The 20777-nt window shown below is 69.9% G+C and carries 18 protein-coding genes; 10 read left to right on the forward strand and 8 right to left on the reverse strand.

The genetic code is table 11. The features are described 5' to 3' along the window. The first annotated feature begins 639 nt into the window (after positions 1–639). The 4 genes from AQJ91_RS48580 to AQJ91_RS01390 all read left to right on the forward strand — a co-directional run bounded on the left by AQJ91_RS48580 (position 640) and on the right by AQJ91_RS01390 (position 3847). On the forward strand, positions 640–1665 hold the full coding sequence (locus AQJ91_RS48580; protein WP_234381788.1) for a TraR/DksA family transcriptional regulator: 1026 nt from the start codon (positions 640–642) through the stop codon (positions 1663–1665). A gap of 61 nt (positions 1666–1726) precedes the next feature. Beyond that, a complete protein-coding gene (lspA, locus tag AQJ91_RS01380) occupies positions 1727–2392 on the forward strand; it encodes a signal peptidase II (protein ID WP_067014934.1) in 666 nt (221 codons plus the stop codon). A gap of 43 nt (positions 2393–2435) precedes the next feature. Beyond that, positions 2436–3380 (forward strand): RluA family pseudouridine synthase, encoded by a 945-nt coding sequence (locus AQJ91_RS01385; RefSeq protein ID WP_067014937.1) that lies wholly within the window; start codon positions 2436–2438, stop codon positions 3378–3380. After that, a complete protein-coding gene (locus AQJ91_RS01390) occupies positions 3377–3847 on the forward strand; it encodes a GNAT family N-acetyltransferase (protein WP_067014939.1) in 471 nt (156 codons plus the stop codon). Before AQJ91_RS01385 ends, AQJ91_RS01390 begins: the two co-directional genes overlap by 4 nt. A gap of 110 nt (positions 3848–3957) precedes the next feature. On the opposite strand, the gene AQJ91_RS01395 is transcribed toward AQJ91_RS01390, so the two are convergent. After that, a complete protein-coding gene (locus AQJ91_RS01395; RefSeq protein WP_067014943.1) occupies positions 3958–5076 on the reverse strand; it encodes a mechanosensitive ion channel family protein in 1119 nt (372 codons plus the stop codon). Positions 5077–5173: 97 nt separating this feature from the next. Here AQJ91_RS01395 and AQJ91_RS01400 point away from each other — a divergent pair, with 97 nt between their 5' ends. Next, positions 5174–5743, forward strand: a complete 570-nt coding sequence (locus AQJ91_RS01400) for a dienelactone hydrolase family protein (RefSeq protein ID WP_067016057.1) — start codon at positions 5174–5176, stop codon at positions 5741–5743. Between the two features lie 2 nt (positions 5744–5745). Here AQJ91_RS01400 and AQJ91_RS01405 read toward each other — a convergent pair whose 3' ends face one another. From AQJ91_RS01405 to AQJ91_RS01430, 6 genes are all read right to left on the reverse strand, one after another. Beyond that, on the reverse strand, positions 5746–6744 hold the full coding sequence (locus tag AQJ91_RS01405; RefSeq protein ID WP_067014944.1) for a zinc metalloprotease: 999 nt from the start codon (positions 6742–6744) through the stop codon (positions 5746–5748). Between the two features lie 321 nt (positions 6745–7065). After that, entirely contained in the window at positions 7066–8745 is a 1680-nt protein-coding gene (locus AQJ91_RS01410; RefSeq protein WP_067014947.1) for an alkaline phosphatase D family protein, read from the reverse strand. Between the two features lie 88 nt (positions 8746–8833). Then, the gene (locus AQJ91_RS01415) at positions 8834–9229 is read right to left on the reverse strand and encodes a hypothetical protein (protein ID WP_067014950.1); all 396 of its coding nucleotides are present in this window, start codon (positions 9227–9229) and stop codon (positions 8834–8836) included. 130 nt (positions 9230–9359) lie between these two features. Continuing rightward, a complete protein-coding gene (locus AQJ91_RS01420; RefSeq protein WP_067016060.1) occupies positions 9360–10208 on the reverse strand; it encodes a thioredoxin domain-containing protein in 849 nt (282 codons plus the stop codon). 81 nt (positions 10209–10289) lie between these two features. Further along, positions 10290–10991, reverse strand: a complete 702-nt coding sequence (locus AQJ91_RS01425) for a hypothetical protein (RefSeq protein ID WP_067014951.1) — start codon at positions 10989–10991, stop codon at positions 10290–10292. A gap of 68 nt (positions 10992–11059) precedes the next feature. Beyond that, positions 11060–12409: a DUF2252 domain-containing protein gene (locus AQJ91_RS01430; protein WP_067014954.1), complete on the reverse strand. Its 1350-nt coding sequence runs from the start codon at positions 12407–12409 to the stop codon at positions 11060–11062. A 214-nt stretch (positions 12410–12623) separates the two neighbouring features. Between AQJ91_RS01430 and dnaE the strand changes: the two genes are divergently transcribed. Continuing rightward, the gene (gene dnaE / locus AQJ91_RS01435; RefSeq protein ID WP_067014956.1) at positions 12624–16163 is read left to right on the forward strand and encodes a DNA polymerase III subunit alpha; all 3540 of its coding nucleotides are present in this window, start codon (positions 12624–12626) and stop codon (positions 16161–16163) included. An 89-nt stretch (positions 16164–16252) separates the two neighbouring features. On the opposite strand, the gene AQJ91_RS54280 is transcribed toward dnaE, so the two are convergent. Beyond that, the gene (locus AQJ91_RS54280; RefSeq protein ID WP_199847819.1) at positions 16253–16420 is read right to left on the reverse strand and encodes a hypothetical protein; all 168 of its coding nucleotides are present in this window, start codon (positions 16418–16420) and stop codon (positions 16253–16255) included. A gap of 224 nt (positions 16421–16644) precedes the next feature. Between AQJ91_RS54280 and AQJ91_RS01440 the strand changes: the two genes are divergently transcribed. From AQJ91_RS01440 to AQJ91_RS01455, 4 genes are all read left to right on the forward strand, one after another. Beyond that, on the forward strand, positions 16645–17865 hold the full coding sequence (locus AQJ91_RS01440) for an NYN domain-containing protein (RefSeq protein WP_067014958.1): 1221 nt from the start codon (positions 16645–16647) through the stop codon (positions 17863–17865). Between the two features lie 123 nt (positions 17866–17988). Further along, a complete protein-coding gene (locus AQJ91_RS01445) occupies positions 17989–18963 on the forward strand; it encodes an ABC transporter ATP-binding protein (protein ID WP_067014961.1) in 975 nt (324 codons plus the stop codon). Between the two features lie 76 nt (positions 18964–19039). Continuing rightward, positions 19040–19861, forward strand: coding sequence for an ABC transporter permease (locus AQJ91_RS01450; protein ID WP_067014964.1), 822 nt, complete (start codon positions 19040–19042; stop codon positions 19859–19861). A gap of 34 nt (positions 19862–19895) precedes the next feature. Then, the gene (locus AQJ91_RS01455) at positions 19896–20627 is read left to right on the forward strand and encodes an AAA family ATPase (protein ID WP_067014967.1); all 732 of its coding nucleotides are present in this window, start codon (positions 19896–19898) and stop codon (positions 20625–20627) included. The last annotated feature ends 150 nt before the right edge of the window (positions 20628–20777 follow it).

The following is a 20777-nucleotide window of genomic DNA, read 5'->3' on the forward strand; positions in this document are numbered from 1 at the left end:
GGGGTTGCTGCCGGGGGGAAGGGGGAGCGGGGGGCGGGAGCGGTCGTCGGCGGGGCCGACGCTGGTGCTGGTGGCGGGAAGAAGGGGGGCGCCGCGAAGAGGGCCTCTGGACGGTCGGGCACTGAGAAGGCGGTCACCGCCAAGAGCGTCTCCACGAAGGTGAGTGCCGGGAGAGCCGCCTCCGTGGAAGCGGCGTCCAGCAAGGCGGTAGCGAAGAAGAGGGCCGCTACGACGGCGGCCTCGAAGGGGGTGGTCGAGGAGCAGGGGGCTGCGGGACCGGCGGCCAAGGAGGCGTCGACTGCTGGAGAGCCGGCTGCCAAGAAGGCGTCGGTCGCCAAGAAGGCTGTGGCCGGTGGGAAGGCTGAGGGCCGGGAGGCGTCGGCCAAGAAGGCGGTCACCAAGAAGGCGCCGTCGGCCAAGAAGGCGTCGGCCGCCAAGAGGGCCGTGGCCGGTAGGAGGCCTCAGGGCAAGAAGACGGCCGCTCCGAAGCGGGCAGTCACCAAGAAGGCGCCGGCCGCCGAGAAAGCCGTAGCTGGTGTGAAGGCTCAGGGCAAGGAGGCGGCGGGCGTGGAGGGCGTTGCGGAGGTGGCGGTCACCGAGAAGGCTTCGGGCAAGAAGGCGTCGCCCGCCAAGAAGGCCGTGGCTGGTGGGAAGGCTCAGGGTGAGGAGACGGTGGCCCCGAAGACGTCGGTCAAGAAGGTGGTCGGCAAGAAGGCGTCGGCTGCCAAGAGGGCCGTGGCCGGTGGGAAGGCTCAGGGCGAGGAGGCGGCGGCCGCGAAGGTGTCGGCTGAGAAGGCGGTCACCAAGAAGGCGCCGGCTGTCAAGAAGGCGTCGCTCGCGAAGAGTGCCGTGGCCGGTGGGAAAGCTCGGGGCGAGGAGGCGGCGGGTGTGGAAAGTATCGCTGAGGCGGCTGCCTTGAAGGACGCGGTGACGAAGGAAGCGGCTGCAAAGAAGACGGTGCCGAAGAAGGCCGTCACGAAGAAGGCGGCCCGGAAGAAGGCGGCCCCGAAGGACGTGGTCGGCGAGAAGGCGGTCGTGAAGAAGGTGGCTGGGAAGGGCACCGCTGTTTCTGAGGGCGGTGTTGGTCGGGGGGGTGTCGGTAAGGGCGCCTCCAAGGGGGCGGCCAAGAAGGGTTCGGCCAAGAAGGCGGGCGCGGCGCAGGCCGCGGAGCAGACGGGAGCCACGACGGTGGTTGCGAAGAAGACTCCTGGCACGGCCACGGCGGCGAAGACCGCCGTACCCAAGGCGCGGCCCGCCGCGGCGGAGCCCGGCGAGCTCGCGGTGCGCCCCGGTGAGGACCCCTGGACGCCGGAGGAGGTCGAGGAGGCGCGAGCCGAGCTGCTGTCCGAGGGAGCGCGGCTGCGTGCCGAGATCGAGTCGTCCGAGGCGTCCCTCGTGGGCCTGATGCGGGACTCCGGGGACGGCGCGGGTGACGACCAGGCGGACACCGGCGCCAAGAACATCACGCGCGAGCACGAGATGGCGCTGGCCGCCAACGCGCGCGAGATGCTCATCCAGACCGAGCGCGCCCTGGAACGGCTCGACGCGGGCACGTACGGTCTGTGCGAGAACTGCGGCAACCCGATCGGCAAGGCCCGTATGCAGGCCTTCCCGCGGGCCACCCTGTGCGTCGAGTGCAAGCAGAAGCAGGAACGCCGGTACTGATCGGCCCGCAGGGCGTGTCGTACCCTCGTCCTCAGTCAGGTACCTAGGTTGAAGGACTCACGTGGCAGAGGCGGAGCGCATCATCGGTACGCCGGACATCCCGGACGCGGCGCGGACCGGGCAGGAGCAGCCCGGCGAGAACGCGGCGCCGGGCGATCGGTCCGGCTCCGAGGGGGCCAGGACCCCGGCCGGCGCGTCCGGCAGCGACGAGCCGGCGGCCGCCGCGGCCGAGCGGCCCCGGGGCAAGCGCCGGATCGCCGTGCTGTTCGGGGTCGCCGCCTTCGCGTACGCCCTCGACCTGATCAGCAAGATGATCGTGGTCGCCAAGCTGGAGCACCACGCGCCGATCGAGATCATCGGGGACTGGCTGAAGTTCGAGGCGATCCGCAACGCGGGCGCCGCCTTCGGCTTCGGCGAGGCGTTCACCGTGATCTTCACGGTGATCGCGGCGGCCGTGATCGTGGTGATCGCCCGGCTCGCCCGCAAGCTCTACAGCCTGCCGTGGGCGATCGCGCTCGGTCTGCTGCTGGGCGGTGCGCTCGGCAACCTCACCGACCGGATCTTCCGTTCGCCGGGCGTCTTCGAGGGCGCGGTCGTCGACTTCATCGCACCCAAGCACTTCGCCGTCTTCAACCTGGCCGACTCGGCGATCGTGTGCGGCGGCATCCTGATCGTGCTGCTGTCCTTCAAGGGGCTCGACCCGGACGGCACCGTCCACAAGGACTGAGCGCCCGGTCGGGACCGGCTCACCCGTCCGGCATACTCGACGGGTGAGCACGATTCCCGAGATCCGTACCCTGCCCGTGCCCGACGGCTTGGAGGGCGAGCGCGTCGACGCCGCCATCTCCCGCATGTTCGGCTTCTCCCGTACGAAGGCCGCCGAGCTCGCCGCGGCGGGGAAGGTCACGGTCGACGGCTCGGTGGTCGGGAAGTCCGAGCGGGTCCAGGGCGGGGCCTGGCTCGAGGTCGAGATGCCGCAGGCGCCCGCGCCCGTGCAGATCGTCGCCGAGCCGGTCGAGGGCATGGAGATCGTGCACGACGACGATGACGTGGTCGTCATCGTGAAGCCGGTCGGTGTGGCAGCGCACCCGTCGCCGGGCTGGACCGGGCCGACCGTCATCGGCGGGCTCGCCGCCGCCGGGTACCGCATCTCCACGTCCGGCGCCGCCGAACGCCAGGGCATCGTGCACCGCCTCGACGTCGGCACGTCGGGCCTGATGGTCGTAGCGAAGTCCGAGTACGCGTACACGTCGCTCAAGCGCCAGTTCAAGGAGCGCACGGTCGACAAGCGCTACCACACGCTGGTCCAGGGCCACCCCGACCCGACCAGCGGCACCATCGACGCGCCCATCGGCCGCCACCCCAACCACGACTACAAGTGGGCGGTCACGGCCGACGGCAAGGCGTCCGTCACGCACTACGACCTCATCGAAGCGTTCCGCGCGGCCTCCCTCCTCGACGTGAAGCTGGAGACCGGCCGCACCCACCAGATCCGCGTCCACATGGCCGCCCACCGGCACCCGTGCGTCGGCGACCTGACCTACGGCGCCGACCCCACTCTCGCCAAGCGGCTGCGCCTGACCCGGCAGTGGCTGCACGCCGTACGGCTCGGCTTCGAGCACCCCGGGGACGGGCAGTGGGTCGAGTTCGGGTGCGACTACCCGGAGGACCTGCAGCAGGCCCTGGACCAGGTCCGTGAGGAGACCTACGCATGAGCGTGCCGCCGTACGCCGTCCGCGTCGCCGAGGACCCCGCCGACCGCGAGGCGTGCTTCGCGGTGCGCAAGGAGGTCTTTGTCGGGGAGCAGGGAGTGCCCGAGGACCTGGAGTACGACGCGTACGACGCCGTGGCCGTGCATGTGCTGGCGGTGCGGGAGGACGGCGTGCCGCTCGGGACCGGGCGGCTGCTGTTCGGGGAGGTGGCCGCGGCGAAGGTCGGCGGTGACCTGTCGGTGGGGTCGTTGGGACGGCTCGCCGTCGCCGAGGAGGCCCGCGGGCTGGGCGTGGGTGTCGCGCTGGTGCGGGCCATCGAGGAGGCGGCACGCGTGCGTGGGCTGGCGGCCGTGGATCTGCACGCGCAGACACATGCGCTGGGGTTCTACGAGCGGTTGGGGTACGAGGCGTACGGGCCGGAGTATCTGGAGGCGGACATTCCGCACCGGGCGATGCGGCGCGCGTTGTAGGTCGACGACCTTCTCCACCCGCGCACGGCCCGTTTCCAGTGGGGAGCGGGGTGGGCCTCGCCCGTGAGGGTGTTCGCCGTTGGCGGCTGCGGGTTGTGGTCGCCGGTTGATCAGGTGCGTTCCGTGCGTGGTGACGGCTGGTGCTGGTGGGTTCGGCGGGCCGTCAGGCGGTCGGCGGGCAGGCGGCCCGGCGGGAGTGCCGCGTCCGCCGCGTTGACGCGGGGCAGGGCGTACGGGTGCTCGTCGGCCAGCCACTGGATCAGCTGCTCGCGGACCGTGACCCGTACCGTCCAGGCGTCGTCCGCGTCCTTCGCCGTCACCAGCGCCCGTACCTCCATGGTGCTCGGCGTCGAGTCCGTGACGGCCAGGCCGTAGTCGCGGCCGTCCCAGGCCGGGCACTCGCGCAGGATGTCGCGGAGCTTCTCGCGCATCTTCTCCAGCGGCGCCGAGTGGTCGACGTGGAGGTAGACGGTGCCGGTCATCTGGACGCCGCCGCGGGACCAGTTCTCGAAGGGCTGCGAGGTGAAGTACGAGACGGGCATGGTGATCCGGCGCTCGTCCCAGGTGCGGACCGTCAGGAACGTGAGCGTGATCTCCTCGACCGTGCCCCACTCGCCGTCCACCACGACCGTGTCCCCGATGCGCACCATGTCGCCGAAGGCGATCTGCAGCCCGGCGAACATGTTGCCCAGCGTGGACTGGGCGGCCACACCGGCGACGATGCCGAGGATCCCGGCCGAGGCCAGCAGCGAGGCGCCGGCGGCGCGCATCGCGGGGAACGTCAGCAGCATCGAGGCGATCGCCATCACGCCGACGACCGCGGCCACCACGCGCATGATCAGCGTCACCTGGGTGCGCACCCGGCGGACCCGGGCCGGGTCGCGCTGGGACCGGGCGTTGGCGTAGCGGGCGTACGACGTTTCCACGACCGCGGCCGCGATACGGATCACCAGCCAGGCCGCCGAGCCGATCAGGACCAGCGTCAGCCCCTGGCCGATGCCGGTCGACAGTTCCTCCAGCAGGTGGGTCTCGTCGTAGGACCCTCTGAGCAGGGCCGCGCAGAGCACGAGTTGGTAGGGGATGCGGCCGCGGCGCAGCAGACCCCACAGGGGCGTCTCGCTGTGCCGCTGGTCGGCCTTGCGCAGCAACAGGTCCGTGGCCCAGCCGATGAGCAGGGTGAGCAGGACGGAGCTGCCGATCACGATCAACGGGCGGAGTACGTTCTCCATGCTTCCGAACCGTAACCGGACGAGGGCGGTCATGAACATGTTGCCCGGTCAGAAGGGGTGCGCGGGCGTTGTCGTACCCGGCTGGCACCATGGCCTCATGAACATCATGCTCTTTCACTCGACCCAGGGACTCAGGCCCGCGGTGCGCCAGGCCGCGGACCGGCTGCGCGCCGCCGGACACGAGGTGTGGACGCCGGACCTCTTCGAGGGGCGCACCTTCGAGACGGTCGAGGAGGGCATGGAGTTCCAGGAGCAGATCGGCAAGGACGAGTTGCTGAAGCGGGCCGTGCTGGCCGCCGCGCCGTATTCGGCGAGAGGGCTGGTGTACGCCGGGTTCTCGCTCGGTGCCTCCATCGCCCAGACCCTCGCGCTCGGCGACGAGAAGGCGCGCGGGCTGCTGCTTCTGCACGGCACCTCGGACCTCGCGGCCAATACGTCCGTCGATGACCTGCCGGTCCAGCTGCACGTCGCCGAACCCGACCCGTTCGAGACGGACGACTGGCTGAGCGCCTGGTATCTGCAGATGGGCAGAGCGGGCGCGGATGTGGAGATCTACCGGTACGCCGGGGCCGGGCACCTCTACACCGACCCCGGCCTGCCGGACCACGACGAGGAGGCCGCCGAGGCCACCTGGCGGGTGGCGCTCGGCTTCCTCGACTCGCTCTAGGCTCAGCCGGCCGCCCGGTACGCCGCCCAGTTCTCCTGCATGCGCGTCACCTGGCCCGCGGTGAACTGGTACATGCAGTTGTCGTACGTGTAGTCCATGAAGTTGTGGATCGGGTCCACGCCCGCCTTGCGGGTGCAGGTGTCCCGGCCCTCGGGGCACTCGTAGGCGGCGCTCTTCTCGGCGGGGGTGTCCTCGACGTAGTCGCCGTTGCCGTTACAGCCGCCCTGGAAGGTGTGGTAGAGGCCCATCCAGTGGCCGACCTCGTGGGTGGCGGTGTCGCCCTCGTCGTAGTTGGTGGCCGAGCCGCCGGGCAGGGAGGCGTCCAGGAGGACCACGCCGTCCATGGTCGGGCTGGACTTGTAGGAGCTGGGGAAGGTGGCCCAGCCGAGGAGGCCGCCGCCGAGGTTGGCGCTGTAGATGTTCAGTGCGCTCGCGCCGCCCTTGCGCAGGGCGGACTTCATCGCCTTCTCCTCGGCGGAGCCGTAACCGACGTTGTACCAGGCGGCGTTGTCGGTGTAGTCGGTGCCGGCCAGCGTGAACTGGTAGCCGGAGTCGGCGTTGCCGGTGCCCTGGCCGCCGAACGCCGAGTTCAGCACGCTCATCTGGGCGTTGACGTCGGCGGAGCTGAGCTGGCCGGTGGCGCCGTTGTGGATGACGTGGAAGTACACCGGGACGGAGGTCGTGGCGGCCGCCGTGGCGGCGAGGCTGCGGCTGCCCGAGGCGGGCAGCTTGTCGAGCTTCTTCTTGAGGTCGGCGTCCATCGTCTCGGCCTTGGCGGCGCTGATCTCGTTGGGCTCGGCGACGCCCTCGCCGGTGTGCCCGGGGTGGGCCTCGCGGGCCGCGGAGTGGCCGGTCTCCTCTGCGCATTCGGCGGCCGGAGCCTGGGCCGCCGCGACACCGGTGGGTGCTGACAGGGGAGTGAGCATCAGAGTTCCGGCCACTACGGCCGTGCCGACCAAGCGTCTGCGCGTAAGAGGGGATATCCGGGCAAGCACACGCATGCTGACTCCTAGCTGATGCGTCGGGGAGAACGGGCGCAGGGGTCTTCCTGGCCGCCGCCCGGAGATTACGTGGACATGCCTAGGCTGGAAGAGGGTTGATCAAGCCCAATCAAATTCCCGGCAAACACGGGCAATTGATGGAAGTGGTAAGTGCTGCCGACCGGAGCGTGAGATCAGGGCGTAACGGTTTCGGTCACCCGGGCGGGTGGTGTGTCCGGATTCGGACCGCGGCTCGCACCACCCGCCGTAGTGACGTGATCTTCGGTTAACAGGCCTCGACTGGACCACGATTGGCCGAAAATTGATCCTCACGCACAGCTGTTACACAGGGGCGTACGTCCGCTCGACCTTCTGGGTGCCGCTGCGGGTGCGGTACGAACGGGCCCAGGAGGAGGTCGCGTTCGGGTTCGCGCGGCCGGACAGCACGTAGTAGTCCATCTGCGCGCGGTCGGCGGTGATGTCCAGGACGCCGTAGCCGTGGCGGTCGGTGTCGACCCAGTGGACATGCCGGTTGGCGGCCCTGATGATCGGCGCGGCGACCGCGGAGAGCGTGCCCTCGGGGACCTTGACGATGTCGTCGAGGTTGTCGGAGGTCACCGACGTGACCACGAACTCCGTGGCGGCCGACGCGGACAGCGGGTATGTGCCGGCGTTCACCGGCACGTCGTTGGCCCACGCCATGTGGATGTCGCCGGTCAGGAACACGGTGTTCCGGATCGCGTTCGAGCGCAGGTGGGCCAGCAGCTCACGCCGGTCGTCTGTGTAGCCGTCCCACTGGTCGGTGTTGAGGGCGAGGCCCTCCCCGGGGAGTCCGAGGAGCTTGGCGAGCGGCTTCAGAAGGTCGGCGGAGAGCGAGCCGATCGCGAACGGCGAGATCATCACCGAGTTGCCGACCAGCCGCCAAGTGGTGTCGGAGGACTTCAGCCCCGCCTTCAGCCAGTCGAGCTGGGCGCGCCCGGTGAGCGTCCGGCTCGGGTCGTCGACCTCGCCGTTGCCCACCGCGACCTGCTGTGAGCGGAACGAACGCAGGTCCAGCAGCGACAGGTCGGCGAGCTTGCCGAAGCGCAGCCGGCGGTAGGTGGTGCCCGCGAGCGCCGGGCGCACCGGCATCCACTCGAAGTACGCCTGCTTGGCGGCCGCCTGACGCGCCGCCCAGGTGTCCTCCGTGCCCTCGGTGTGGTTCTCGGCGCCGCCCTGCCAGGCGTCGTTGGCCATCTCATGGTCGTCCCAGATGGCGATGACCGGCGCCTTCGCGTGCAGGGCCTGGAGATCGGGGTCCGTCTTGTACTTCCCGTGCCGGGTGCGGTAGTCGGCGAGGGTGAGGATCTCGTGGGCCGGCGCGTGCGGCCGTACGACCTTGTCGCGGGTGCCGTACTCGCCGGTGCCGTACTCGTAGATGTAGTCGCCGAGGTGCAGCCAGGCGTCCAGGTCGCTGCGGTTCGCGAGATGGCGGTACGACGAGAAGTAGCCGGCCTCCCAGTTGGCGCAGGACACCACGCCGAAGCGCAGGCCCGTGACGGCCGCGTCGGCGGCGGGTGCGGTGCGGGTGCGGGCGACGGGGGAGTCGGTGCCGCCGGCGGAGAAGCGGAACCAGTAGTCGGTGGCCGGCTCCAGGCCGCGGATGTCCGCCTTGACGGTGTGGTCTGAGGCGGCCGTGGCGGTGAGCGAGCCCTTGGCGACGATGGCCGTCAGCGCCTTGTCCCGGGCGACGGTCCAGCTGACCTCGGTGTCCGGGCCGAGCCCGGAACCGGGTATCGCCTCGGGCGTCGGCGTCACCCGGGTCCACAGCAGGATGCCGTCGGGCAGCGGGTCGCCGGAGGCGACGCCGTGGAGGAAGGCGGGCGCCTCCTCGGCGGCGCGGGCGGGCAGCGCGGCGAGAGGGCCGGCCAGGACAGCCGTCGCCGCCGCGGCCTTGACGACCGTACGGCGGCGCGGGGAGTGGGATTTGGCGCCCTCGGAGGGCGAGGTCGTGCTCTCGGATGATCTGTATCGACTGGTCACGGACGATCAGGTTACTGATCGGTACGAACAAGAGCGGGCGAACTCGTAAAAGTTCGCCCGCTCTTCGTCTGCCAGTCGGCGCCCGGGGCTACGCCTTGCCGCTGCGGTCGGTCGCGCAGTACTTCGGCGTCCCGTTGGCCCCGTTCTTCAGGCAGACCTCGATGGCCACCGACTCTCCCTCGGCGATCTCCAGGTTCATCCTCGCGCAGGCGTTGCCGGAGCCGTTGGTGTCCTCCAGCTTGATCCAGTGGGAGGCACTGGAGTCGATCCAGCCGATGTGGGCGCTGGCCCGCATGCCGTCGGAGCGGTTGTCGCAGACGGTGTATATCTCGCCGTCCGCCTTGAAGCCGGCGGCACCGCCGCTGAACGGGTCCGTCGTGTCGACGTAGATGTCCGTGCCGGCGACCGCCGGGCCGGCCGCGAACATCACGGCCGCAGCCCCGGTGGCCAGAGCGCCGCCAAGCGTCTTCAGACGAAAGGACATGGTTCTACCCCCTTTGTGAAGTTTCCGTGGTCGTGATCATGTATATGCCAGAGGATCTTCGACGGTCAACTCATATAGAAATAAAGGGAGTTGGGAACCAAATGCCCTCGTGAACCGACTGGAGGGCCCGTCAGGACTTGAGTGCGTTGTCGATCGCGGTGTTGAACTCGGCGACCGTCATGGGGGCGTTCTGACCGTCCGAACCCGTGAGCTTCTTGCCGTCCATGACGAGGCTCGGTGTGCCGTTGACGTCGTCCTTGTTGGTGTTGAACGTCTGCGACATGGCCAGCGCCCACGCGTCGTACGTGCCGTTCTTGACGGCGTCCTGGAACTTCTTGTTGCCCTTCAGTGCGTCGACCGAGTCGCCCACCTCGATCAGGTAGTCGTCGCTCTTGAACTTGTCGTCCGACTCCTCGGGGTGGAACTTCGCCGAGTAGAGCGCCTCCTTGTACTCCAGGAAGGCCTCGGGGCTCACGTTCAGCGCGGCGCCCAGGGCGCTCATCGCGTTCTTGGAGCCCTCGCCCCGGGAGCCGACCGCGAGCTTCCCGTCGTCGTTGGTGTCCCCGTCCAGGAACGTTCCGCCGATGAACTGGATCTTGTACTTGCCCTCGTCCCAGTCCTTCTTGACGGTCGAGCCGACGGTCTGCTCGAACTGGGCGCAGATCGGGCAGCGCGGGTCCTCATAGAGCTTGAGGGTCTTCTTCGCGCTGCTCTCGCCGATGACGACGGTCGTGCCGTTCTTGCCCGTGGTGTTGGCCGGCGCGACGATCTTGGCGTCCACCGCGGCCTCCCACTCGCTGGGCTTGTTGCCCTGCACGACCGCGTAGCCTATGCCGCCGGCCAGCGCCAGCACGGCGACGACCGAACCGGCCACGATGGCCTGCCGCTTGACCTTCGCCCGCTTGGCCTCACGCTCGCGCTCGATGCGCAGCCGCTCACGGGCCGCCGTCTTCGCCGCCTGGGTGTTCCGCTTGCTCATGATGGTGTTCTCCATGGGAAACGCGCGCACGTCGGGTGCGCGGGATACGTACGGGTGGACTTACGTGTGCTCAGTGGCCGTTCACGCGGAGGCGAAGGCGAGCGAGCACGGCGGTCCGCGCCGTCCCAGGGAGTGCACGAGGATCCGGTCGAGGGCGGTGGCCGTACGGCGCACGGGTTGCCGCGGGCGGCGTACCGCCGGAGCCGGCCGCACCGTGACCGCCGCGACCGCAAGCAGCAGCGGGCGGAACGTCGTCGCCGTCACCGCCCGCAGCAGCTGGGCCAGCGCCCGCTCGCCCCGGTGCAGCCAGGCGGCCGCGAGGAGGCCGACGCCGACATGGGCGCCCAGCAGCAGCCAGGCGGTCGTCGACGGGCCGGAGTGGGCGAGCAGCACCGCGAGGCGGTCGCCGGCGGTGCCGGTCACCTGGGCCAGCGGGGCGCCCACGGCGGTGTTGTCACCGCACAGCACGTCGAAGCCGACGGAGCGCAGCGGGCCCGCGACCGGGCCGCCCGCCTCGCCGTAACAGACGTCCTGACCGGTCGTGAAGACCGTGTCCGCGGCCAGCTCCAGCGGGATCAGCAGGGCGGCGATCCGCCCGAAGCTCCGCTCGCGGCCGGCCAGCGCGAACGCGACGACGAACACGGCGGCCGCGACCACGGCCACCGTGTTCAGCGGCAGCGGGACCCGGGACAGCAGCACGTGCGACGCAGTGCTGAGCGTCACGACGAGTGCCGTGAACAGCGCCGCGCGTACGGCTCTTAGCTGGATCCCGGATATGTCCATAGCGGAGGAGAGTCTGTCACGTGGGCCGGTAAAGGACCCCTAAAGGGTGCCTGTGCGCGGCCTTTCCGTCACAGACCCGGAATGCGGCCGTTGCGGAACAGGTCCACGAAGATCTGGTGGTCGGCACGCGCGCGTGCGCCGTAGCCGTGCGCGAAGTCGACGAGCAGGTCCGCGAAGCCGGCGCCGTCGTCGGAGTCCGCCGCGATCGCCGCGTCGATGGCCCGCTCCGTGGAGAACGGCACCAGGGACTCGCCGGAGGTGTCGTCCGCCGCCGCGTGCATCGTGGCCGTCGCCCGGCCGAGGTCGGCGACCACCGCCGCGATCTCCTCCGGGTCGTCGATGTCACCCCAGTCCAGGTCCACGGCGTACGGCGAGACCTCGGCGACCAGCTGGCCCGAGCCGTCCAGCTCGGTCCAGCCCAGCCACGGGTCGGCATGCGCCTGGAGGGCACGCTGGGAGATCACCGTACGGTGGCCCTCGTGCTGGAAGTAGTCGCGGATCGCCGGGTCCGTGATGTGCCGGGAGACGGCCGGGGTCTGGGCCTGCTTGATGTAGATCACCACGTCGTTCTCCAGGGCGTCGCTGTGTCCCTCCAGGAGGATGTTGTACGACGGCAGCCCGGCTGACCCGATGCCGATGCCGCGCCGGCCGACCACGTCCTTCACCCGGTACGAGTCCGGGCGGGCCAGTGACGCGTCCGGCAGCGTCTCCAGATAGCCGTCGAAGGCCGCCAGCACCTTGTAGCGGTTGGCCGCGTCCAGCTCGATGGAGCCGCCGCCCGGGGCGAACCGGCGCTCGAAGTCACGGATCTCGGTCATCGACTCCAGCAGCCCGAACCGGGTCAGCGAGCGGGCGTCGCGCAGCGCGTCCAGCAGCGCGCCCTGGGCGGTGTCCAGCGTGAAGGGCGGCACCTCGTCGCTCTTGGCGCCGGTCGCCAGGGCGTGGATCCGCTCCCGGTACGCGCCCGCGTAGATCTGCACCAGCTCGGTGATCTGCTCGTCGCTGAGCGCCTTCGCGTACCCGACGAGGGCGATCGACGCGGCGAAGCGCTTGAGGTCCCAGGTGAAGGGGCCGACGTACGCCTCGTCGAAGTCGTTGACGTTGAAGACCAGCCGGCCGTTGGCGTCCATGTACGTGCCGAAGTTCTCCGCGTGCAGGTCGCCGTGGATCCACACGCGCGAGGTGCGTTCGTCGAGGTACGGTCCGCCCCGCTTGGAGCCAAACCCATTGTTCGCAGTGAGGTCGTGGTAGAAGAGGCACGCCGTGCCGCGGTAGAACGCGAAGGCCGAGGCCGCCATCTTCCGGAACTTCACGCGGAACGCGGCCGGATCGGCGGCCAGGAGCCGGCCGAAGGCGGTGTCGAAGACGGCGAGGATCTCCTCACCGCGTCGCTCGGCGCTGAGCTGCGGTACCGACATCGCTGGGTGCCTCCTGGTGCAGGTGGTGCGCGGCTTGGGGGGACGGATCGCCCGTCCTCTTGCAACGTCCGAAAGTACGCGGGAGTGCCCGCGACTCCTCCTCGAAGGTACGGGGGAGACGCCTCCCGGTGTCAGTGCCGAGGCATAGACTTCGACGCTGTCCCCCCAGACTGTCCGCAGCCTGTCGCCGAGTGTTTCCGTTGGAGGCCAAGCCGTGTCAAAGCCGCCGTTCACGCACCTGCACGTCCACACCCAGTACTCGCTGCTGGACGGTGCCGCGCGGCTCAAGGACATGTTCAACGCCTGCAACGAGATGGGCATGACCCATATCGCCATGTCCGACCACGGCAACCTGCACGGGGCGTACGACTTCTTCCACACCGCGAAGAAGTCCGGAGTCACCCCGATCATCGGCATCGAGGCCTATGTCGCCCCCGAGTCCCGGCGCAACAAGCGGAAGATCCAGTGGGGTCAGCCGCACCAGAAGCGGGACGACGTCTCCGGTTCGGGTGGTTACACCCACAAGACGATCTGGGCGGCGAACAGGACGGGCCTGCACAACCTCTTCCGGCTCTCCTCGGACGCGTACGCCGAGGGCTGGCTGCAGAAGTGGCCCCGGATGGACAAGGAGACCATCTCCCAGTGGTCCGAGGGGCTCATCGCCTCCACCGGCTGCCCCTCCGGCGAGCTCCAGACCAGGCTGCGCCTCGGCCAGTTCGACGAGGCCCTGAAGTCCGCCGCCGAGTACCAGGACATCTTCGGCAAGGACCGCTACTTCCTGGAGCTGATGGACCACGGCATCGACATCGAGCACCGGGTCCGCGACGGCCTCCTGGAGATCGGCAAGAAGCTCGGCATCCCGCCGCTGGTCACCAACGACTCGCACTACACGTACGCGCACGAGGCGACCGCCCACGACGCCCTGCTGTGCATCCAGACCGGCAAGAACCTCTCCGACCCCGACCGCTTCAGGTTCGACGGCACCGGCTACTACCTGAAGTCCACGGACGAGATGTACGCCGTCGACTCCTCGGACGCCTGGCAGGAGGGCTGCCGCAACACCCTCCTGGTGGCCGAGCAGATCGACACCACCGGCATGTTCGAGGCGAAGAACCTCATGCCGAAGTTCGACATCCCCGAGGGTTACACCGAGGTCACCTGGTTCAAGGAGGAGGTCCGCCGCGGCATGGAGCGCCGCTTCCCCGGCGGCATCCCCGAGGACCGCCAGAGGCAGGTCGAGTACGAGATGGACGTCATCATCCAGATGGGGTTCCCGGGCTACTTCCTCGTCGTCGCCGACTTCATCATGTGGGCCAAGAACAACGGCATCGCGGTCGGCCCCGGCCGAGGCTCCGCGGCCGGCTCGATCGTCGCCTACGCCATGGGCATCACCGACCTCGACCCGATCCCGCACGGCCTGATCTTCGAGCGGTTCCTGAACCCCGAGCGCGTCTCCATGCCCGACGTCGACATCGACTTCGACGAGCGTCGGCGCGTCGAGGTGATCAGGTACGTGACGGAGAAGTACGGCGCCGACAAGGTCGCCATGATCGGCACGTACGGCAAGATCAAGGCGAAGAACGCCATCAAGGACTCCGCGCGCGTGCTGGGCTACCCGTACGCGATGGGCGACCGCCTCACCAAGGCGATGCCCGCCGACGTCCTCGGCAAGGGCATCGACCTGAACGGCATCACCGACCCCTCGCACCCCCGCTACAGCGAGGCCGGCGAGATCCGCGGGATGTACGAGAACGAACCGGACGTGAAGAAGGTCATCGACACCGCCAAGGGCGTCGAGGGCCTGGTCCGGCAGATGGGCGTGCATGCCGCCGGCGTGATCATGTCCAGCGAGACCATCACCGAGCACGTCCCGGTGTGGGTGAGGCACACCGACGGCGTGACCATCACACAGTGGGACTACCCGAGCTGTGAGTCGCTCGGCCTGCTGAAGATGGACTTCCTCGGCCTGCGCAACCTGACGATCATGGACGACGCCGTCAAGATGGTGAAGTCCAACAAGGGCACCGACATCGATCTGCTGAGCCTCCCGCTCGACGATCCGACGACCTTCGATCTGCTCCAGCGCGGCGACACGCTCGGCGTCTTCCAGTTCGACGGCGGCCCCATGCGCTCGCTGCTGCGCCTGATGAAGCCCGACAACTTCGAAGACATCTCCGCCGTCTCCGCGCTCTACCGTCCCGGCCCGATGGGCATGGACTCGCACACCAACTACGCGCTGCGCAAGAACAAGCTCCAGGAGATCACCCCGATCCACAAGGAGCTGGAGGAGCCCCTCGAGGAGGTCCTGGCCGTCACCTACGGCCTGATCGTCTACCAGGAGCAGGTGCAGAAGGCCGCCCAGATCATCGCCGGCTACTCGCTCGGCGAGGCCGACATCCTGCGCCGCGTGATGGGCAAGAAGAAGCCCGACGAACTGGCGAAGAACTTCACCATCTTCCAGGCCGGCGCCCAGAAGAACGGTTACAGCGACGAGGCGATCCAGGCACTGTGGGACGTGCTGGTCCCGTTCGCCGGCTACGCCTTCAACAAGGCGCACTCGGCCGCGTACGGACTGGTCTCGTACTGGACCGCGTACCTGAAGGCGAACTACCCGGCCGAGTACATGGCCGCGCTGCTCACCTCGGTCAAGGACGACAAGGACAAGTCGGCCATCTACCTCAACGAGTGCCGGCGCATGGGCATCAAGGTGCTCCCGCCCAACGTCAACGAGTCGGTGCACAACTTCGCCGCGCAGGGCGACGACGTGATCCTCTTCGGCCTCGAAGCCGTCCGCAACGTCGGCACGAACGTGGTCGAGTCGATCATCAAGAGCCGCAAGGCCAAGGGGAAGTACGCCTCCTTCCCCGACTACCTCGACAAGGTCGAGGCGGTCGCCTGCAACAAGCGCACCACGGAGTCGCTCATCAAGGCGGGCGCCTTCGACACGATGGGGCACACCCGCAAGGGCCTCACCGCCCAGTTCGAGCCGATGATCGACAACGTGGTCGCGGTCAAGCGCAAGGAGGCCGAGGGCCAGTTCGACCTCTTCGGCGGCATGGGTGAGGAGGAGAGCACCGAGCCCGGCTTCGGACTCGACGTGGAGTTCACCATTGAGGAGTGGGACAAGGCATATCTGCTCGCCCAGGAGCGGGAGATGCTCGGTCTGTACGTCTCCGACCACCCGCTCTTCGGCCTGGAGCACGTCCTGTCCGACAAGGCGGACGCGGGCATCGCCCAGCTCACCGGAGGTGAGCACGCGGACGGCGCGGTCGTCACCATCGGCGGCATCATCTCGGGCCTCCAGCGCAAGATGACCAAACAGGGCAACGCCTGGGCGATCGCCACGGTCGAGGACCTCGCCGGTTCCATCGAGTGCATGTTCTTCCCGGCGACCTACCAGCTGGTGTCGACCCAACTCGTCGAGGACGCCGTGGTGTTCGTCAAGGGCCGCCTCGACAAGCGCGAGGACGTGCCGCGCCTGGTCGCGATGGAGCTCCAGGTCCCCGACCTGTCCAACGCGGGCACCAACGCGCCCGTGATCCTCACCATCCCCGCCACCCGGGTCACCCCGCCGATGGTGAGCCGGCTCGGCGAGATCCTCTCTCATCACAAGGGCGAGAGCGAGGTCCGCATCAAGCTCCAGGGCCCGACCAAGACGACCGTGCTACGGCTGGACCGGCACCGGGTGAAGCCGGACCCGGCGCTGTTCGGCGACCTGAAGGTGCTGCTCGGACCGTCCTGCCTGGCGGGTTGAGCCGCGGCGGGTGACGTGCGCGAGGGGCGCACCCTGTACGGGGTGCGCCCCTTGCGTGTGCCTGGGCTGCAACGGCCCGTTACGCAGATTCAGTTGTGACCGAAGCGCTTCTGCCGGCCTTTGCGGGCCATGTCGCCGGGCGTCACCTGCGTGGCGCGCTGCTCGTCCTGCGACTCCATCGCGGACTGCTCGACCTGCTGCTGCCCGCGCTCGGACTGCTGCGGCTGCTTGCGATCACGGTTCTTGTTCTTGGCCATGGTGCTCTGCCTCCTGTGGGGGATCTAGGGGCCAGGGCCGCGACCAGATTCACATAGGCTGATGAAGAACGCATTTCGGATAATTACCCTGTGTCACAGGGCCTGTCGGCGTGCTATGCCCCGAAACGCCACGCCGAAGATCGAGTTCGGGCCGTTAACCCCCGCGCGGTCGGGCAGACTCGAAGCAAGCCCGAAGCAAACCTCCCGGAAAGAGGGTGGATCGCGTGGACCGCTGCATCGTCCTGGTGGACGCCGGGTATCTGCTGGGGGCCGCCGCCAGTCTCCTTGCCGGGGAGCCCTCCCGTTCCCGCATCACCGTCGACCACGCCGCCCTCATTCAGGGCCTGCGTGAACGCGCCGAGTCCGACACGGAACGGCCCCTGCTGCGCATCTACTGGTTCGACGGCGCCCCCGACCGCGTCCCACAGCCCGAACACCGCAGGCTGCGCGTGATGCCCCGGGTCACCGTCCGGCTCGGCGCCCTGACCCGCAGCGACGGACGCTGGGCGCAGAAGGGCGTCGACGCCGCGATGCACGCCGAGCTGACCGAGCTCGCCCGTAACCGCGCCTGCTCCGACATCGTCCTCGTCACCGGCGACGGTGACCTGCTGCCGGGCATGATGGCCGCCAAGGAGCACGGCGTCGCCGTACACCTGTGGGCGGTGCAGGCCGCCGACGGCGACTACAACCAGTCCGAGGACCTGGTCGCCGAGGCCGACGAACGGCGCGTCCTCGACCGTACGTGGATCACCAAGGCCGTACGAGCCAAGGAGCTCGGCGGGGTGTGCGCGCCGTCGCCCGTGCCCCGGCCCGAGATCGCGGCGATCCTCTCCGCACCGCTGCCCGAGTCCGCGCTCTCCTCGACGGGTGAGCGGCACGCGGAGGAGGGCGAGCACGGACCGTCGCCGGCGCCCTCGGAGAACGGCACGCAGGAGCGGGTGCCCGCGCCCAAGGGCGTACCCACCCCCAAGGACCTCGCCGCCCTGCGCGCCCCCGGCGTTCAGCCCGCCCAGCATCCGCCGAACGCGACCCTGCGCTGGTCCTCCGACAAGGGCTGGGTGGACCGCCCCGGTGTCGCCGCCGAACCGCCCGAGGCGGCCTCCATGCCGACGCTCGCGCAGCTGACCACGGCCGAGCAGCGGTGGGCCGACCGGGAGGAGGACATCACCACGGTCGGCGGCGACCCGTACGAGGTCGGACAGGTGTTCGCGCGGCGATGGATGGAGCGGCTCGGCGACCAAACTCATCTGCAGAAACTGTCCGGGATGTACCCGCGGATCCCGCACCGGATCGACGGCGAGCTGCTGCGGTACGCCGCCCGCTTCGGGCTGCTCGCACACAAGGACGACCAGATCGACGAGCACGACCGGTACGCGATCCGGGCCGGGTTCTGGCGGGAGATCGACGTGCGGACGGCCGCGGAACACGCCCCGGCGGGCGAGTGAGATCTTTTCCGGCGGATTTGTGGCCATGAGTCGACCCGGGAGCCGGCGAGGGTTCCCGACCCCGTAGTCTCGTCCCTTGTGAGTACGCGCGCGGCACAGGCATTTCGGCACGGTGACGATGTCGTGTGCGCGGTGCGCGGACTGACCAAGACCTATCCGGCGGTACGCGGCAGGCGCGGCGTCCCCGCGACACCCGCGGTGCGGGCCACCGACGACGTGCGGCTGGACATCCGGCGCGGCGAGATCTTCGGGCTGCTCGGACCGAACGGCGCGGGCAAGACCACCCTCGTACGCCAGCTCACCGGACTGATGCGGCCCGACCGCGGCAGCGTGGAGATCCTCGGGCACGACATCGTGCGGCACCCGGAGCGGGCCTCGCGGATCCTTGCCTACCTCGGCCAGGAGTCCACCGCCCTCGACGAACTCACCGTCTCCCTCGCCGCCGAGACGACCGGACGGCTGCGCGGCCTCCACGTACGGCAGGCGCGGGCCGAGCGGGACGCCGTACTGGACGAGCTGGGCCTCACGCCGCTCGCCGGGCGGCCGCTGAAGAAGCTGTCCGGCGGCCAGCGGCGGCTCGCGTGCTTCGCCGCCGCGCTGGTGGGGGAGCGGCCGCTGCTCGTGCTCGACGAACCGACCACCGCGATGGACCCCGTGGCGCGGCGGGCGGTGTGGTCCGCCGTGGACCGGCGGCGCGCCGAACGCGGGACGACCGTGCTGCTCGTCACCCACAACGTCATCGAGGCCGAGACGGTACTGGACCGGGTCGCGGTGCTCGACCGCGGACGGGTGATCGCCTGCGACACGCCGTCCGGGCTCAAGGAACAGGTCGCCGGGGAGGTCCGCGTCGACCTGGTGTGGCGCGAGGCGGCGCCCCTGCACGTGCCCGAGGTCGCCGCACTGCGGGACAGGGTCGTGGAGTCCGGGCGGCGCTGGACGCTCCGGCTCGCGCCCGACGAGGCCCGCGCCGTCGTCGCCACCGTCACCGGCGGGGCCGCCTTCGCCGCCCTCGACGACTTCACACTCGCCACGCCGAGCCTGGAGGACGTGTATCTGGCGCTGGGCGGGGCCGCGCGGCAGGGGTTGGTGAAGGTTTGAGCGCGCGGACCACCGTATCCGTACGGACCAGGGCGAACGCCGGAGTGAACCCGACTGTGAAAGGGAGCAGCGCCACGTGAGTGTCGTACCCGCCGAGGTTCTGCCCGGCAGTGCCCTGCCCGTCGAGGAGACGGTCCGCGAGGCGGCCGAGCTCGGGCCGCGTGCGAGGCTGTGGCCGTCGCTGTGCGCCGTGTACCGGGCGCAGCTGTCCCGGGCCCGGGTCGCGCGGATCCCGCTGCTGTTCGTGGCGACCTTCCAGTCGATCGGGATCATGATCCTGATGCGCGGGGTCGTGGACGGCGGCGGCGAGGCGCGGGCCGTGGTGGCCGGGTCGGCGGTGCTCGTCGTGGCGTTCGTGGCGCTGAACCTGCTCGCGCAGTACTTCGGCCAGCTGCGGGCCAGCGGCGGCCTCGACCACTACGCCACGCTGCCGGTGCCGCCGGCGGCGGTGGTGCTCGGGGCGGCGGGGGCGTACGCGTCGTTCACCGTGCCGGGGACCGTGGTGACGGCGGTGTTCGGCTGCGTGCTGTTCGGACTGCCTCTCTCGCACCTCTGGGTACTGGTCGCCGTGATCCCGCTCGCGGGCGCCGCCCTGTCCGGGCTGGGCGCGGCCCTCGGGCTGCTCGCTCCGCGGCCGGAACTGGCGACCCTGCTCGGGCAGTTGGGCATGTCGGCGGCGCTGCTGCTGGGCGTGCTGCCGGCCGACCGGATGCCGGAGGCGGTGCGGTTCGCACGGGATCTGCTGCCGTCGACGTACGGCGTGGAGGCCTTCGCCCGGACCTTCGGGCCGGACCCCGACTGGGCCTTCGTGCTCGGTGACCTCGCCGTGTGCGGAGTCGTCGGCGTTGTCTCGCTGGCCGTCGCCACCTGGGCGTACCGCCGGGCGGCCGTCCGGTGACGCGCCGCACAGGCGGGCCTGGCACGATGTCAGAGTGACCGCACCGCTGACTCCCCCTCCCCCGCCGCGTGACCAGTCCCCGCAGAACGAGTGGCAGCCGCCCGGTGGACAGGTGGCCCCTGCGTATCACGACGCCGGGCACGAGGCGTACGGCTCGCAGGAGCCGCACGGCTCGTACGGTTCGTATGGACAGGACGGGCCCGGAATGAAGACCGAAGTGCGGGAAGCCGCAGTGATCACCGTGGTCGTGGCGCTCGCCGGGGTGCTGCTCGGCGGGCTGTGGTGGTGGCTGGCGCCGAGCGTGCCGCTGGTCGGGGACGTCGTCGACAAGAACTGGGTCGTCTACCTCAGGGACACCGAGGGGGAGCAGGCCGCGGGCGTCGACGGAACGTTCACTCTGCTCGCGCTGGCCTTCGGTGCGCTGAGCGCGGTCGTCGTGTTTCTGCTGCGGCGGCGCGGGGGTGTGCCGCTGGTGGTGGCGCTGGCGGTCGGCGGACTGCTCGGGTCGCTGCTGGCCTGGCGGATCGGGGTGTGGCTCGGACCCGCGCAGGATGTGATCGCCCATGCGAAGGACGTGGGCAAGGGGGTCACGTTCTCGGCGCCGCTGAAGCTGGGGGCGAAGGGGGCGCTGCTGGCGTGGTCGTTGGCGGCGCTGGTGGTACATCTGGGGCTGACGGCGCTGTTCGGGCCCCGGGACCCCGAGCCGCACGGTCCCTATGAGCAGGGCCCGGTCCCGAAGGACGGGTACGGAGCCCCGCTGGCGTAGGTGGTCAGGTTCCCGGCGCTGGTCCTGGGGCGGGGTGGGTCGCGCAGCCCGGCGCTGTCGGGGTGCCGCCTCTCTTTGGGACGGGTGCCGCCCCAGCGGCACGGCTGCCCGCAGCTGGGCGGGCTGTGGGCAGGGGCCCGCTTCGGCTGC

Origin of the sequence: Streptomyces dysideae, from assembly GCF_001514305.1 — a bacterium.
Lineage (GTDB): Bacteria > Actinomycetota > Actinomycetes > Streptomycetales > Streptomycetaceae > Streptomyces > Streptomyces dysideae.